This is a genomic window from Duganella rhizosphaerae, from assembly GCF_040364205.1.
In the GTDB taxonomy this organism is placed as follows: domain Bacteria; phylum Pseudomonadota; class Gammaproteobacteria; order Burkholderiales; family Burkholderiaceae_D; genus Rugamonas; species Rugamonas rhizosphaerae.
Genome location: NZ_BPWK01000004.1, coordinates 180,374 through 194,643, shown reverse-complemented (window position 1 = coordinate 194,643; position 14,270 = coordinate 180,374). Strand labels below are relative to the sequence as shown.

18 protein-coding genes and 1 pseudogene are annotated in these 14,270 nt (G+C 61.7%); 14 read left to right on the top strand and 5 right to left on the bottom strand.

What is annotated here, in order from left to right; genetic code table 11:
• Window positions 1–34: 34 nt before the first annotated feature.
• The 11 genes and pseudogenes from RUGAMON1_RS10785 (at window position 35) to RUGAMON1_RS10735 (ending at window position 6,443) form a co-directional block, all read left to right on the top strand.
• Window positions 35–874, top strand: a complete 840-nt coding sequence (locus RUGAMON1_RS10785) for a hypothetical protein (protein ID WP_445230510.1) — start codon at window positions 35–37, stop codon at window positions 872–874.
• Between the two features lie 9 nt (window positions 875–883).
• Window positions 884–1,198, top strand: coding sequence for a hypothetical protein (locus tag RUGAMON1_RS10780; RefSeq protein ID WP_445230509.1), 315 nt, complete (start codon window positions 884–886; stop codon window positions 1,196–1,198).
• Window positions 1,199–1,206: 8 nt separating this feature from the next.
• Window positions 1,207–2,922 (top strand): hypothetical protein, encoded by a 1,716-nt coding sequence (locus RUGAMON1_RS10775; RefSeq protein WP_445230508.1) that lies wholly within the window; start codon window positions 1,207–1,209, stop codon window positions 2,920–2,922.
• Window positions 2,923–2,936: 14 nt separating this feature from the next.
• Complete coding sequence (locus RUGAMON1_RS10770) at window positions 2,937–3,191, top strand: hypothetical protein (protein ID WP_445230507.1); 255 nt, start codon at window positions 2,937–2,939, stop codon at window positions 3,189–3,191.
• 108 nt (window positions 3,192–3,299) lie between these two features.
• Window positions 3,300–3,647 carry a hypothetical protein gene (locus tag RUGAMON1_RS10765; RefSeq protein ID WP_445230506.1) on the top strand — a complete coding sequence of 116 codons (348 nt, stop codon included), beginning with the start codon at window positions 3,300–3,302 and terminating at the stop codon, window positions 3,645–3,647.
• 64 nt (window positions 3,648–3,711) lie between these two features.
• The gene (locus RUGAMON1_RS10760; RefSeq protein ID WP_445230505.1) at window positions 3,712–3,933 is read left to right on the top strand and encodes a hypothetical protein; all 222 of its coding nucleotides are present in this window, start codon (window positions 3,712–3,714) and stop codon (window positions 3,931–3,933) included.
• Window positions 3,930–4,397 (top strand): glycoside hydrolase family 73 protein, encoded by a 468-nt coding sequence (locus RUGAMON1_RS10755; RefSeq protein ID WP_445230504.1) that lies wholly within the window; start codon window positions 3,930–3,932, stop codon window positions 4,395–4,397. Before RUGAMON1_RS10760 ends, RUGAMON1_RS10755 begins: the two co-directional genes overlap by 4 nt.
• On the top strand, window positions 4,394–4,786 hold the full coding sequence (locus RUGAMON1_RS10750) for a DUF1353 domain-containing protein (protein WP_445230503.1): 393 nt from the start codon (window positions 4,394–4,396) through the stop codon (window positions 4,784–4,786). Before RUGAMON1_RS10755 ends, RUGAMON1_RS10750 begins: the two co-directional genes overlap by 4 nt.
• A gap of 52 nt (window positions 4,787–4,838) precedes the next feature.
• Entirely contained in the window at window positions 4,839–5,543 is a 705-nt protein-coding gene (locus RUGAMON1_RS10745) for a hypothetical protein (protein ID WP_445230502.1), read from the top strand.
• A gap of 61 nt (window positions 5,544–5,604) precedes the next feature.
• Window positions 5,605–6,033 carry a YeeE/YedE family protein gene (locus RUGAMON1_RS10740; protein ID WP_445230501.1) on the top strand — a complete coding sequence of 143 codons (429 nt, stop codon included), beginning with the start codon at window positions 5,605–5,607 and terminating at the stop codon, window positions 6,031–6,033.
• Window positions 6,030–6,443: pseudogene (locus RUGAMON1_RS10735) on the top strand (DUF6691 family protein). Before RUGAMON1_RS10740 ends, RUGAMON1_RS10735 begins: the two are co-directional and overlap by 4 nt.
• A 118-nt stretch (window positions 6,444–6,561) precedes the next feature.
• On the opposite strand, the gene RUGAMON1_RS10730 reads toward RUGAMON1_RS10735, so the two are convergent.
• Entirely contained in the window at window positions 6,562–8,493 is a 1,932-nt protein-coding gene (locus RUGAMON1_RS10730) for a CocE/NonD family hydrolase (protein WP_445230500.1), read from the bottom strand.
• Window positions 8,494–8,662: 169 nt separating this feature from the next.
• Window positions 8,663–10,096 (bottom strand): aldehyde dehydrogenase family protein, encoded by a 1,434-nt coding sequence (locus tag RUGAMON1_RS10725; protein WP_445230499.1) that lies wholly within the window; start codon window positions 10,094–10,096, stop codon window positions 8,663–8,665.
• Between the two features lie 125 nt (window positions 10,097–10,221).
• On the opposite strand from RUGAMON1_RS10725, the gene RUGAMON1_RS10720 reads away from it, so the two are divergent.
• Window positions 10,222–10,713, top strand: coding sequence for a septal ring lytic transglycosylase RlpA family protein (locus RUGAMON1_RS10720; RefSeq protein ID WP_445230498.1), 492 nt, complete (start codon window positions 10,222–10,224; stop codon window positions 10,711–10,713).
• Here the strand turns inward: RUGAMON1_RS10720 and RUGAMON1_RS10715 are convergent.
• Entirely contained in the window at window positions 10,710–11,147 is a 438-nt protein-coding gene (locus RUGAMON1_RS10715; RefSeq protein WP_445230497.1) for a GNAT family N-acetyltransferase, read from the bottom strand. The genes RUGAMON1_RS10720 and RUGAMON1_RS10715 overlap by 4 nt on opposite strands.
• Window positions 11,148–11,228: 81 nt before the next feature.
• Window positions 11,229–11,957 (bottom strand): substrate-binding periplasmic protein, encoded by a 729-nt coding sequence (locus tag RUGAMON1_RS10710; RefSeq protein ID WP_445230496.1) that lies wholly within the window; start codon window positions 11,955–11,957, stop codon window positions 11,229–11,231.
• Window positions 11,958–12,043: 86 nt separating this feature from the next.
• Here RUGAMON1_RS10710 and RUGAMON1_RS10705 point away from each other — a divergent pair, with 86 nt between their 5' ends.
• Entirely contained in the window at window positions 12,044–12,679 is a 636-nt protein-coding gene (locus tag RUGAMON1_RS10705; protein ID WP_445230495.1) for a flavin reductase family protein, read from the top strand.
• On the opposite strand, the gene RUGAMON1_RS10700 is transcribed toward RUGAMON1_RS10705, so the two are convergent.
• On the bottom strand, window positions 12,673–13,710 hold the full coding sequence (locus tag RUGAMON1_RS10700; RefSeq protein ID WP_445230494.1) for a type II asparaginase: 1,038 nt from the start codon (window positions 13,708–13,710) through the stop codon (window positions 12,673–12,675). The genes RUGAMON1_RS10705 and RUGAMON1_RS10700 overlap by 7 nt on opposite strands.
• A gap of 195 nt (window positions 13,711–13,905) precedes the next feature.
• Here RUGAMON1_RS10700 and RUGAMON1_RS10695 point away from each other — a divergent pair, with 195 nt between their 5' ends.
• The gene (locus RUGAMON1_RS10695) at window positions 13,906–14,253 is read left to right on the top strand and encodes a hypothetical protein (protein WP_445230493.1); all 348 of its coding nucleotides are present in this window, start codon (window positions 13,906–13,908) and stop codon (window positions 14,251–14,253) included.
• Window positions 14,254–14,270: the final 17 nt, after the last annotated feature.

The following is a 14,270-nucleotide window of genomic DNA, read 5'->3' as shown; positions in this document are numbered from 1 at the left end:
CGCTACCCGCGGCCTTTTTTCTTTCAGGAGCAACATGGATCGCGCAACTGTTTATAACGGCGAGGAACTGATCGAGACCGACATTTTGAATGGCAACAAGTTCGCCATGATCGGTCTCGCCAAACTCGCCCAAGCCGTGCTGGGCACGGCGCCGGTGTTGCAAGGCCTGACCTGCACGCCGGGCACGGGCCTGACGGCGGCGATTGCCGCCGGCCAGGTGTATCAAATGGCGGCGGTCGACGCCACGCCGTATTCGTCGCTGGGCGCGGATGCGCGCCAGGTGCTGAAGCAGGGCATCCTGGCCGACCCGGTCGAGCTGCCGGTGCCGGCGCCGGGCACGGCCGGCAAGTCGATCAACTACCTGGTGCAGGTGCAGTTCCAGGAAGTCGACGCGGGGGCGCTGGTGCTGCCGTTTTATAACGCCAGCAATCCGGCGATTCCCTACAGCGGGCCGGGCGGCCTGGGCACGTCGAGCATGACCATCCGTTGCGGCAAGTGCGCGCTGCAGGTCAAGGCCGGCGCGATGGCCAACACCGGCTCGCAAGTCACGCCGACGGCCGACGCCGGCTGGATCGGCGCCTACAGCGTGCAGGTGGACTACGGCATGACCACGGTGCCAGCGCCGAACATCGCGCCGGTGGCGGGGGCGCCGTTCCTGACCTTGGCGCTACCGCAGGCCGCGCCGCTCAACAGCCCGGCCTTCACCGGCACGCCGACGGTGCCGACGCCGGCGCCGGGCGACAGCAGCCAGAAGGCGGCCAGCTCGGCGTTCGTGGCGGCGGCGATCAGCAGCGTCAACACGTCGCTGTTGTCGGTGATCAGCAATAACAACAAGGTGCAGGTTTCTGACATGTATTTTTACGGCCAACTCTAAGAGGACAACATGGCAAGCTATGTAGCAAAAGCGTCGCCCCCGGCGGCGACCTATATCACGCTGGGCACCATGCCTGGCGACATGACGGTCAATCTGATCGCCGTGAATCGCGATCAGATTAACGCGGTGACAGTGCGCGTTGGCATCTCGGCGGCGGCGGTCGCGCCGTCGCCGATTCCCAATGCGGACTATATCGAACCGCCGGACCTGGTGATCCCGGCAGGCGGCAAGCTGGAGTTGACGGGCTACGCCATGGCGACCGGCGAAGTAGTGACGATTTTTAACAGCGCGGCCACGGTGAGCTGGCGCGTGCACGGACGATAGGAGCAATCATGGGACGTTTTTTATCAGGTAATACCGGTGGCTCCGGTGGGGCTTCGGCCACGCCGGCCATCGTCACCACATTGATCGCCGGCGAGGCGGTGCAGCAGGGTGACATCATCACCCAGGGGGCCGATGGTCTGGCGTACTGGGCCGCTGACCCGGCCAAGCTTGGTTCTGGGGCTGCATTGCGGCCGGTGTTTTCCCAGACCGGCCTCACCGGTGGTCTGACGGGCGTTGTGAATACCACAGCGTTGACGTCGGCGTCGCAACAAGTGGCGCCTCCCGCTGCCGCCAAATCGGCGGTACTGGCTAACGGCAATGTTGTACATGCATGGGGTAGCGCGACTGCCCCATATAACTCGATCTTTATGATCACAGATCCATCCGGTGCCACGCTGGTGCCGCTCACCTACGGACAGCCTAATTCAAGTGGCGGCTTTATCGGCCTTTGCACGCTGGTTGGTGGCGGTTTTGTGATCGCGACCTCTAGCCAGGCAAGCGGTTACAACACCTACTTCACGATTTACGACAATGCCGGCAACGTCACGACTGCGGCGACACGTTTCGGCAGCGGCGGCCAGATCGGTACCGGCTCTTACGAAGTCATGGCACTTCTTGGCCTGCAGAACGGTAACTTTGTAATGGTCGCGGATCTGTTTGGGGGCACCTCTCAGGTGCCATTCATGGGCGTGTTCACTCCAAGCGGTGTTGCTGTGCAAGCCCCAGCCGCCCTCGCTGCTCAGCTGGGCGGCGGCCCGGCTTCGTTCACGACAAATATTGTGCAGCTCACCGGCGGGGGCTTTGGTGTCGCGTTTTCGTCAGGGAGTGGCGGGCCGGTTGTCGCGCGCTATGCCACGTTCAATGCGGCAGGCATTCAGCAGGGCACTACCATCAACGGGCGCAGTCAGGTTTCGGGCTATGGTCAGTTGCAGGCTGTGGCGCTGGCCAATGGCAACTGGATGGCGGTGGAAATTTCCGGCAATCTTAATCCTTACGTGTACGTATTCACTGCTGCCGGACTGCAGTTGGGAAGCACGAATACCACGATAGATTCCAATCCCGGATGGTCGACGCAGCTTGCGAAGCCAGCTTTGCTATCGTCCGGGAATGTGTTTTTGGCCTACACCGGCAATAGCTCGGCATCGGGTGTATCCGGCCATGTCCTGACGCCTGCTGGTGCAGTTTTGATCAGTATGGTAGCGGGTACGCTGTCGACCGGAGTCAATGGCGTCGCGCCTGTTGTCTTGTCCTGCGGCAGTGACAGCGTGGTTTTCTATAGCGGTCTTGGGACTACTCTTTCGTATATGAAGTATGTGAACTCGGCAGTCGGCCCGGCTATTACAACCTTCGCCACGTCCAGCATTGCCGGCGGTGTCGCTAACGCAGTTGGGGTTCGCCTTCTGCCTGTGACTTTCCCCAATCAGGTCGCCAATATTATGTCTTTTCTGATTGCTGGTTTCCAATCGACACAGATAGTCGTGGAAGGGCACTTCGTGTACCGACAGGCGCAAACGCCTATCGGTGTGGCCACTGCCAGCGCTGCCCAAGGCGGCGCGGTTCCGGTTCAGATCACGGGCAACGCAACGCTGCGCTTGGGCTTTAGCCAGCCCTACAGCGTGGATGCCAACGCCGGTTCGCCGCCTGGTCAGCGGATGGCGGTCGTTGGTAATCAGGCGATTTTGTCGGGCACTCAACCGCCGCAGTCTCGCCGTCAAATTAATTAATAGGAGTAACGAATATGGCAACAGGAATTCTCGGCGTCGTTGGTCCATCGACCAACATGACCTACACCGCACCGGCCGATGCAAAATTGATGATTACGGCCGCTTATTCGAGCGGCGTTGGCAGTGTGTTGATAAATGGCGCCTCAGTGTTATATCTGTCAACCGGGCTAAATGGCTCGGTCAGCCATTTTGTTGGTGCCGGTCAGCTTGTCACCATTACCAATGCAGGTAACATCGGCGTCGTCGTATCCGTTCTGGAAGGTGCATAAATCATGAAACAGATTTTCGTAAAAAATGGCACGGTTATTGGACGTGGCTATGCCGCAGTCCCCAGCGTGACGATTGCTTCGACCGTAGAAGGTGCATTGGAGTACCAATTGGACGACGATTCGCCGGTGGACGTCGGCTGGAGCTGCAAGCTGGCCGATGGCGCGCCAATCTTCGCCCCATCGACGGCGCTGCCCTTGCTCACGCCGATGACCTTGTACATGGCCTTTACCCCCGCCGAGCGCATCGCCATCAAGTCCTCGAAAGACCCGATGGTCGCCGAGTTCTGGGCCATGTATCAGCTGTCGGTGCAGCTCGACAAGCCGACCGACCCCAACCTGGCCTCGGTGCGCGACATCCTCGCCTACCTGGCCAAGCCGGCCTCGCCCGGTCCCGGCGGCGGCATCCTGGCATCGCCGGAGCGGGTGCAGCAGATCCTGGCCGGCATCCCGCAATAGCCCTGCAACGTTCAACACCACAGCCACCTTCGGGTGGCTTTTTTTATGCCTGGAGAACATGCGCATGACACACGAAACCATCGAAACCGGCGCCGCCATGCTGGCCAAGACCGCGCCGCCCATCGCCGTCGTCGGCGCCGAATACATCGGCATCTCGCTGCCGGAACTGGTGCACCTGGCCACCTTGACCTATGTCGTCTTGATGATCGTCCACAAATGCTGGCACATGTGGAAGGAATGGAAAACCGGCAAGATTACTCCGGAGTCGGAAGGGGAGTGGCCATGACTCCCGCCGACTTCATCGCCGCCATCGGCCCCGCCGCCCGCGCGTCGGCCGTCCGCACCCGGGTGCCGGCCAGTTTCGCGCTGGCCGAAGCGGCACTGGAATCCGGCTGGGGCGCGTCGCAACTGGCGCTGCAGGCCCGCAACCTGTTCGGCGTCAAGGCGGACCCGGCCTGGCGCGGCGACGTGCTGCTGATGCCCACCCGCGAATTCCTCAAGGGCCAGTGGCGGATGCAGCCGGCACGCTGGCGCAAGTATCCGGATTGGCAAGGTTGCATCGACGACCACGCCGCCTTCCTGCTGGCCAATCCGCGCTACAAACCGGCGTTTTCCTGCCGCGGCGGCGAGGCGTTCGCACGCGCGGTGGCCGCCGCCGGTTATGCCACCGATCCACAATACGCCGACAAGTTGATCGCCGTCATGCGCAGCCGTCAGCTGGCTGTTCTCGACCGCCCGGAGGCGCCATGAAATCCGCCTTCCTCACCCCGCTGATCACCGAGTGCGTCGACGACCTGGCCGCCGGCGGACGCGGCACCTGGCGCGTGATGGCGCCGTTCCGTTATTCCTCGGCCCTCCTGGATCGGGTGATCGAAGTCGAGTCCGGCTTCTTGACCGACTACGCCAGCGTGCCCCGGCTGCCGCTGCTGTATTTGCTGTTCGGCGACACCTCGCACAAGGCGGCCGTGATCCACGACTGGCTCTACCATCACCACGAGGTCTGCGACGAAGCCACTGCCAACCGCGTGCTGCGCGAAGCGTCGGAAGCGGATGGCATACCGGCCTGGCGCCGCCTGGGGATTTACCTGGGCGTCAAAATCGGCGGCGCGCCGTCATGGCGGGCGGACGGCCCCGCTTAAACCGCGCGTATTATTGGTACACTGCGGCATCCGTAAATTCTGAAAGAAGAAAATGACATCCGGCACACTGCCCAACAATGCCACCACCGAAGAAACCTGTTTATGGTTAAGTGAACAGACCGGCGCGCCATGGAACCTGGCGCGCTTGCTGGAAGCAGGTTTAACGCCGTATGTCTGGTTGGATTATTCTGAGGAATACGCCGGCCTGTTTGCCGAGGGAATTACCCGATATCCGGCGCCGATATTCTTTGTCGACGATACGCAACGGCTGATTGCCGGCAGCGACGATGTATTAATGCGCATGACGCGGGATTCGGACCGGATTTCTTTCAAACTCAAGCCGCCAGGCATTACCATGCCTTTAAGTGCATTGCGCTTCTTTCAAAGGGATGTCGCCGCTCTATTGGAAGAAATACTAAATCCTAAAGAGGAGGTCGTCGCGCCGCCACCCAAGGAGATTCTGAAGGGAATCACCAAGGACGAGGTAGTGCGTATATTCGGCGGTATGGCCAAGCTGGATCTTGAGAAATCCCTGCTCAGCGGTATCGGCATATTCGGCGATGACGGCGCAAGGGTAAGAAAAAACTCCCGCGCCGGAAAAAATACTTACCTGTGGAATCCGGTCACGTTAGCGCTCGGATTGAACGACGTATATCGCGTGCCGATGTCGCATTTGAAAAAAGCGTTCGCCACGCAACCGGACCTGCGCCCTTGGAAAGCCGCATGGCTGGAGTCGCTGGACCTGCTGGGGGAGTAGAATTATGCTAACAATTAGCTTGTTTGCGCCGGATTCTGGCGCGTAGCCTGAGGAGCTTCGAATGGTCATCGATAGTCTGAACTTCACACCCTGGAGCGCTCTGCTTGGCGGCGTCCTGATCGGCGTGGCGGCGGCGCTGCTGATTTTGTTGAATGGCCGGATCGCCGGCATTAGCGGAATTATTGGCGGCCTGTTGCGGCCCGTGCAAGGCGATATTCTCTGGCGTGTGACGTTTGTCGCCGGCTTGATATTGGCGCCTTTAACGTATGGCCTGTTTTACGCCTGGCCGCATGCGCAAATCGATGCGGATTATGGCATATTGATCGTCGCGGGCTTGCTGGTCGGCGTGGGGACGCGCTACGGATCTGGCTGCACCAGCGGACACGGCGTATGCGGAATATCCCGGCTTTCCCCGCGCTCAATTGCGGCGACTGCCATCTTCATGGCTGCAGGTTTTGTCAGCGTTTATTTAATACGGCATATATTATGATTATCTCTTTTCTGTGCGGATTGCTGTTCGGCTTGGGGCTGATTGTTTCCGGCATGGCGAATCCGGCCAAAGTGCTGGGTTTCCTGGATTTGGCGGGAAACTGGGATCCATCGCTGATATTCGTGATGGGCGGTGCCATAGCGGTGGGATTTCTTGCCTTTGCTTATATCGGACGTCGCAAAGCCACATTGCTGGGCGCTGAAATAAAATTGCCGACGGCTACCAAAATTGACCGCCGCCTGGTACTCGGATCGATATTATTTGGCGCAGGCTGAGGAATCGCGGGGTTTTGCCCCGGACCGGCATTGGTCGTCCTCGGCATGGGCTTGCCGAAGGCGATAGTCTTCGTTTTGGCGATGCTGGCCGGGATGGGGATCTTTGAACTGCTCGAACGCCGTCGCGGTGGATAAGTCGGCGCTGCGACAATTTTGCGCAGCGCCTTTTTTCCTATCCGAAACAAGCACTTAGCCAAGGGCGGCCGGGCTTGTTAACAAGCTTATCCACAGAATTTGTTAACAACCGGCCTGCTTACTTGCCCAATACCTGCACTTCGACGCCGGAATACATGGTCGGCGTGTGATATACGCGTTGCGTCGCCTTCTGGAAGTCCTCCGGCTTGGCTTTCGGAATGTCGACGAAGGTCTGCGGATTCAAGTCCACCAGCGGGAACCATGAGCTCTGGATCTGCACCATGATGCGGTGGCCGCGCCGGAAGGTGTGGTTGACGTCGCTCATGGCGTAGTTGACCGCTTCCACCTTGCCCGGCGTGAACGGTTCCGGCTTCTCGAAGCTGTTGCGGAATTTGCCGCGCAGCGGGTCGCCGCGCACCAGTTGTTGATAGCCTGCCATCGTCAAGCTCGGTTTCGGCACGTCCGGGCCGTGCTCGTCGTCCTCGCTCGCGCCCGGGTAGGCGGCCGGATAGACGTCGATCAGCTTGACCACCCAGTCGGCATCGGTGCCGGTGGTGGAAACGAACAGCCTGGGCTTGACCGGGCCGGCCAGCGTGATGTCTTCTTCCAATACTTCGCTGCGGTAGGTCAGCACGTCCGGCCGCGACGAGGCGAAGCGCTGGTCGCCGACCATATATTCCTTGGGCGCACCCTGCGCCGGATAGGCCGTGAACGGCACCGGCTTGCGCGGATCGGCCACATATTCGTCGTAGGCATCGCCGGCGGCCGGCTGCTTCCAGTTCAGCGTGCCGTTCGGCCCAAGGAACAGTGTGCGCGGCTGGGCCTGCTTCGGCGGCCAGGCGGCGTAGTTGCGCCACACATTGCTGCCGGTCTCGAAGGCATATACTTCCGACACATTCTTGTTGGCCACGCCTTTCAGGTGCTGCTCGAAGAAGGGGTAGAGGATGTTGCTGCGGAACTGTTCGCCGGTCTTGGCGTCGAATTTGACGTAGCCCAGGCTCTTGCCGTCGGCGCGGCCCCAGGCGCCGTGCGACCACGGACCCATCACCAGGCCGTTGTAGATGCCGGGATTGTTGCGTTTGATGCTGCTGTAGGTGGTCAGCGGGCCTTGCAGGTCTTCGGCGTCGTACCAGCCGCCCACGGTCAGCACGGCGGCCTTGATGTTCTTCAGGTGCGGCGCGATGTTGCGGGTCTTCCAGAACTCGTCGTAGGTCGAGTGCTCGATGGTCGGCAACAGCAGCGCGCGCTGCTTCGGCGTCATGGTGGCGGTGATGTTGGACAGCGTCAGGTGCGACAGGAAGAACTCGTAGCCGTCGGCGGTGCCGTAGTCGAAATGATCCCAGGTCTTCGGCAGCGGCGTCGGGTTTTCCGCTTCCACGAAGGCCGAGTAGAAATCGAAATTGGCTGCCAGCATGAAGGCGCCGCCGTGATAGGAATCGTCGTTCATGTACAGGTCGGTCACCGGCGCCTGCGGCGAGGCCGCCTTGATCGCCGGATGCGAATCGATGATGCTGGCCGACGTGTAGAAGCCGGGGTAGGAAGTGCCCAGGATGCCGACCTTGCCGTTGTTGTTGGCGACATTCTTCAGCAGCCACTCGACGGTGTCGTGCATGTCCTCGCTTTCGTTGCCCTGGCCTTTGGCGCGGTTGGGATTGACGTGCGGCGTCATCTCGATCCATTTTCCTTCGGACATGTAGCGGCCGCGCACGTCCTGCTTGACGAAGATGTAGCCGCTGTCCTCGAAGTCTTGCGAGGGGCCGATGTGTTCGGGGTAGAAGTCCACGCCGTAGTGCAGCTCGCCGCCCGATTGCACGCCCGCGCTGTACGGCGTGCGCTGGACCAGGAAGGGATAGCTCTTGCCGGCGGCCTTGGGCACGTAGACCGCCGTGAACAGGCGCACGCCGTCGCGCATCGGGATGCGGAATTCGTACTTGGTGTAGTGTTCGCGCAGGCTGTATTTCGGCGCGGCGGCGGCATCGGCGGCGCCAGCGTGGCAGGAAAGGCCGCCCAGTATCAGGGCAAGAGCAAGGGCAGTAAGACGTGGTTTCATGAATTCCTTGTGAATGAGAAGTCAAACCCGCCCAGTGTAATGCCAGTGGATAACTTTGGCTGCGACAAATTTGCGCAGCGAAAGTTTTCCCTTTCTAAACAGTCACTTGGCTACCTGGTTTGACGCTTGTTAACAGCCTTATCCACAGAATTTGTTAACAACCCAGCGTTCACAGCATTGGCAGCTTCAGCGAGTCGACCACCAGCCTTATCAGGCGCAAGCGGCCTTGGGTGTAGGGCGGGAAGAACAGTTTGATGAGCATCAGCGGCGATGCGCGCAGCACCGCGCGTTCGTGCGAGAAAGTCTTGAATCCATACTCGCCGTGCGCGCTGCCCATGCCGGAATTGTTGACGCCGCCAAAAGGCAGATTGCCGTGCGCAAAATGCGCGACGCAGTGATTGACGCAAGCCCCGCCCGAGCTGGTTTGCTTGAGCATCTGGTCGATGTTGGCCTGGCGCGTGCTCCACACGTACAAGGCCAGCGGCTTGGGCGCGGCGTTGATGGCGGCGATCACCTGGTCGAGTTCGCGGTATTCGATGATGGGCAGCAGCGGGCCGAAGATTTCTTCCGACAGGATCGCCGCGCCGGCCGGAATCTGCTCGATCAGCGTCGGCGCGATATAGCATTGCGCTTCGTCGACCTCGCCGCCGGTGTGCACCACCGCGCCGCGTTGCACCGCGTCCGCCAGCAGCCCGGCCAGCCGCTGCGTGTGGCGCTGGTTGACCACGCGCGTCAGGTCGGGGCTGCGCTTTTGCGCCGCCGCGTCGGCGCCGTAGCGCTGTTGCAGCACATGGCGGCAGGCGGCGACAAACTCGGCCTTGACGCTGGCGTGCACGTACACATGATCGGGCGCCACGCAGGTCTGGCCGTTGTTGAGGAATTTCCCCCACATCAGCGTTTCCGCCGCCAGCTTCAGGCTGGCGGTTTCGTCGACGATGGTGGGCGATTTGCCGCCCAGTTCCAGCGTCACGCTGGCCAGGTGCCGGGCGGCGGCGGCCATCACCAGCTTGCCCACCGACGGCGAACCGGTGAAGAAAATATGATCGAAGGGCAGCTGGAGCAGGGCGTGCGAGGTCGGCTGGCTGCCTTCGAACAGCGCCACCTCGTCGGCCTTGAACACCTCGGCGACGATGCGCGCCATCAGGGCGGACACGGCCGGCGTCATCTCGGATGGCTTGATGATCGCCGTGTTGCCGGCGGCCAGCGCCGACACCAGCGGACCGAAACACAAGCTGAGCGGATAGTTCCACGGCGCGATGATCAGCACCCGTCCGCGCGGCTGGTATTGCACCGAGGCGTAGGTGCCCAGCATGGTGGTGGTGGGCCAGTGGCGGCGCGGCTTCATCCAGCGCTTGAGGGCGCCGAGCACCTGGCGGATTTCCTCCATCACCGGCAGCAATTCGGACGCTTCCACCTCGGCCGGGGACTTGCGGTAGTCGCGCTGGAAGGCTTCGTAGAATGCCTCGCGCTGCGCCATCAGCGCGTCGCGCAGGCGCTTGACGCGGGCGATGCGCTCGGCCGCGGTCGATTCCCGCCAGCGCAGCGCGGTGGCCTGCTGGGCGTCGAATGCCTTGCCGATCTGTTGCACGTCCGCTTCAATCATCGCCGCTGTCCCTGTTCTTATCTATTGGAGGATCATTATTGCTGCAATTTTTACAGCAAGCAAGTGCTTGATTAGTATGATCTATCGGGCGTGGTGTGCCGCTAAAACGGCTTACAATGCGGCCTATGAAGACGCTGCGCACATTGCTGCCGATACCGGCGTTGTGGCTGCTGTTGGCCGCAAACGCTCAGGCCGCGCCGCCCGCAAAGCAGGCTCAGGTGGAAAAGGAAAAGGCGGCGAAAGTCGCGCCATCCAGTCGTCATCTGGACCGCTCAGGAAAGACCCGCAAGGGCAAGGCGTCCTACTACGGCCACCGTTTCCGCGGCAAGAAAATGGCGAACGGCGAAACCATGAAGCCCGACAGCAATGCCGCCGCCAGCAAGACGCTGCCGGTGGGCACGGTTGCCAAGGTCACCAACCTGGACAACAACAAGAGCGAGGTCGTGGTGGTCAAGGATCGCGGCCCGTATGTGGACGGCCGTATCATCGACGTCACCCCGAAGACCGCCGACAAGCTGGACATGAAGGAGGAAGGTGTGGCGCCGGTGGCCGTCACGCCGCTCAAGCTGCCACCCAAGAACGAGGCCGCATCGGCCCCGCCCGAGAAATCGCACTAACGCGCCACGAACATCTTCGGCAGCAGCGGATTCACGTCTTTTTTCAGCAACGTCGGTATGTAGGGATCGGTGTGGAAGGACAGGGACTCGTAGAATTTTTCGCTGCCTTTGGCTGCCTCCAGCATCAGGCGGCGTACGCCCAAGCTGTTGCAATATTGTTCGATGCGATGCATGAACCAGCGCCCCACGCCCTGCGACCGGAATTTGCTGCGGACGATGAGCTCGCTGACGGCGCAGAATTCGGGCGGCGCCAACTCCAGCCTGGCGATGGCGATTTGCTTGCCTTTCGTTTCCACGCTGACCCATACGATCCTGCCGCGCGGGTCATGCGGCAATTCCGGGGTGGACGGCCAGTTGGCGTCCTGGCGGTAGTCGTGCAGCACTTTGGCCGGGATCGCTGACTTGAGCGGGACGAATTGTAATTCCAGGGGCATAAGTGCTTCAGGCTAAGGGAATCCCTTAGCCTAGGGCGCGCACGATAGGAATACAAGCAAAGATTTGTATAAATTGTTGCTTCAGCCGGGGCGAAAGCGTTCGAGCATGGCCTGGATCTCGCCGCGCCGCTTCAGCGCCTGGATCGCTTTGTCCAGCGCCGGCAAGGTCAGCTTGCCTCCCTTCGGCAGGGCGCAGTAGGTGTCGAAGGACGTTACCTTGAACGCCACCGGATTGAGCAGGGCCCGCTCCGGGTGCACCTTGCGCTGGTAATCGAAATACAGGGAATTGGTCAGCATATAGACAAAGCGCTTGCGCAACAGCTTGGACAGGTTGAGGTCGTCGCTAGCGGCGTCGTCGCGGATGAATTCCTCGCCCAGCGGCTGTTCCAAGTGGGCATAGCGGTAGCCGAGGATGGTGCCGATGCGCTGCCGGCGCAGCTCGCTTACGCGGCGCACGGCCGCCGTGTCGATGCGGGTGGTGACGATCTCATTGTTGGTGAAAATCGCCTCCGACCACAGCCAGTCCTTGCCGTCCAGCCATTCCGGCCGCAGGTCGCACAGGATGTCGGCCTGGCCGGCGGCCAGCGGCGCCTCCACCCGTTTGCGCGGCACGGTCAGGTAGCGCGGCGTCAGGTGCAGCTCGCGCGCCAGCGCGTCGCCGAACTCCTTGAGCAAACCGCCCACCAGCACGCCATCGCGGAAATCCGTCATCGGCATCGCGCTGCCCATGGAAACCACGTAGACCAACTCCCTGGCGCGCGCTGGCGCCGCCAGCAACAGGGCGGTGAAAAATAAGGTAATCAATCTCATACGGCTATCATACCGGTAGCCCGGGCAGGGGCCGTGTCCGTGTGCGAAAATGTTCCACCGGCGCGCGAGCGTCACCTGGAGCCACCATGGAAGACCGTTATTTCTATCAACCCGCGCTGGGCCACGGCCTGCCGCATGATCCCTTCAACGCCATCGTCGGACCGCGCCCGATCGGCTGGATCTCCTCGCGCGGCGCCGATGGTGCGTTGAACCTGGCGCCCTACAGTTTCTTTAACGCTTTCAACTACAAGCCGCCGCTGATCGGTTTTTCCAGCCAAGGCCGCAAGGACACGCTGCGCAACATCGAGCAGACCGGTGAGTTCGTGTGGAACCTGGCCACGCGGCCATTGGCCGAGGCGATGAACGCCAGCTGCGCCCCGGCGCCGCCGGAAGTGGACGAGTTCGCGCTGGCCGGCCTGACGCCGGCGCCGTCGACCATCGTCGGCGTGCCGCGCGTGGCGGAAAGCCCGGTGGCCTTCGAATGCAAATGCACGCAGATCATCCGCCTGCAGGACGCGTCCGGCGCGCCGACCGACGGCTGGCTGATCATGGGGGAAGTGGTGGGGGTGCACATCGCGCAGAGCTCGCTGCGCGATGGCGTGTACGACACGGCGGGCTCGCAGACCATCTTGCGTGGCGGCGGCCCGGCCGATTATTTCGAGATCAAGCGGGACAGCCTGTTCCACATGCGGCGGCCAGACTATCCCAAGGCGGATCAGTAGGTGTAGAACATGCGCTGGATTTCCTTGCTGTCGCTGGTCTTGGTCAGCGCCAGCATCAGCAGGATGCGCGCCTTTTGCGCGTTCAGCGTATCGGACACCACGAAGTCCAGTTCATCGTCGTTGGCTTCGCCGTTGCGGGCCACGATGCCCTGGCCGACGCGGGCCGAGCGCACGATCAGCACGCCTTGCTTGCGGGCCGCAGTCAGCGCAGGCAGAACTTTGGAAGCCAGGCTGCCGTCGCCGACGCCGGCGTGGATGATGCCCTTGGCGCCAGCGGCCACCAGCGCATTCAGCGCGACCGGGCCGACGTTGGCGTAGCCGTAGACGATGTCGACCTGCGGCAGCGCGTCCAGCTTGCTGATGTCAAACTCGGTGTCGACCGTGTGCTTGCGGGTCGACGCATGGTAGAAATAAGGCTTGTTGCCCTGGAAGTAGCCCAGCATGCCCAGTTCCGGCGTCTTGAAGCTGTCCGGGGTCGAGGTGTTGGTCTTGGTGACGTCACGGGCGCCGTGGATCTGGTCGTTCATTGCGACCAGCACGCCCTTGCCGACGGCTTCCTGGCTGGCGGCCAGCAGCACGGCGTTGTACAGGTTGATCGGGCCGTCGGCCGACAGCGCGGTGCCCGGACGCATGGCGCCGACCAGCACCACCGGCTTCTTGCTCTTGACGACCAGGTCCAGGAAGTAGGCGGTCTCTTCCAGCGTGTCGGTGCCGTGGGTGATGACGATGCCGTCCACATCAGGCTGGGCCAGCAGCACGTTGACGCGCTTGGCCAGGGTCAGCCAATGCTCGTTGCTCATGTTTTCGCTGGCGATCTGGAACACTTGCTCACCCTTGACCTGGGCCACCTTGGCCAGCTCCGGCACGGCGGCGATCAGGCGTTCGACGCCCACCGTCGCTGCCGTGTAGCCGACCGTGGTGGTGCTGGTGGCGCCGCTGCCCGCAATGGTGCCGCCGGTGGCAAGGATGGTCACATGGGCCAGCGGTGTAGCCGCTTTTTCGGCTGCCCCGGCATAGGCACTAAGCAACATTGCACAGGCGAATAATGTCTGGAGGAATCTTGCGGGGGTTGGGTGGGCCATGTGATTTCCTGATCTAGTTATAAAGCTAGAGATAGTAACAAATAGCCCGGCTGTCAACAATGCGCACCGTTGCCGCGTTATGGGTGGTGTGAGATCATGTTTGCATAGATAATTGCTGTAAGAAAATTAAAAAAGAGAAATATTATGAATTTTGCTAACACCACGCGCAGGGTCGCGGTGCTGGCGCTGATGGCCGTGTTGGCCGCCTGCGGCAAGAGCGCGGCGGAGAAGCGGCAAGAAGAAGCCACGACGCTGACCAGTTTGGGCGAGAAGTATGTGAAGGAAAAGGTGCGCGAACCGTCGTCGGCGGTATTCCGCAACCAGGTGGTCGGCAAGGGCGGCGCCACCTGCGGCGAGTTCAACGCCAAGGACGCGTTCGGCGCCTACATCGGCTACCAGCGCTACATCTCGGTGGCGCGCGACCTGACCCTGCTGGCGCAGGACGTGTCGCCGGCCGAGTTTGAGCAAAACTGGAACCAGCTGTGCCGCTAACCCGGTCTGCCGCGCTG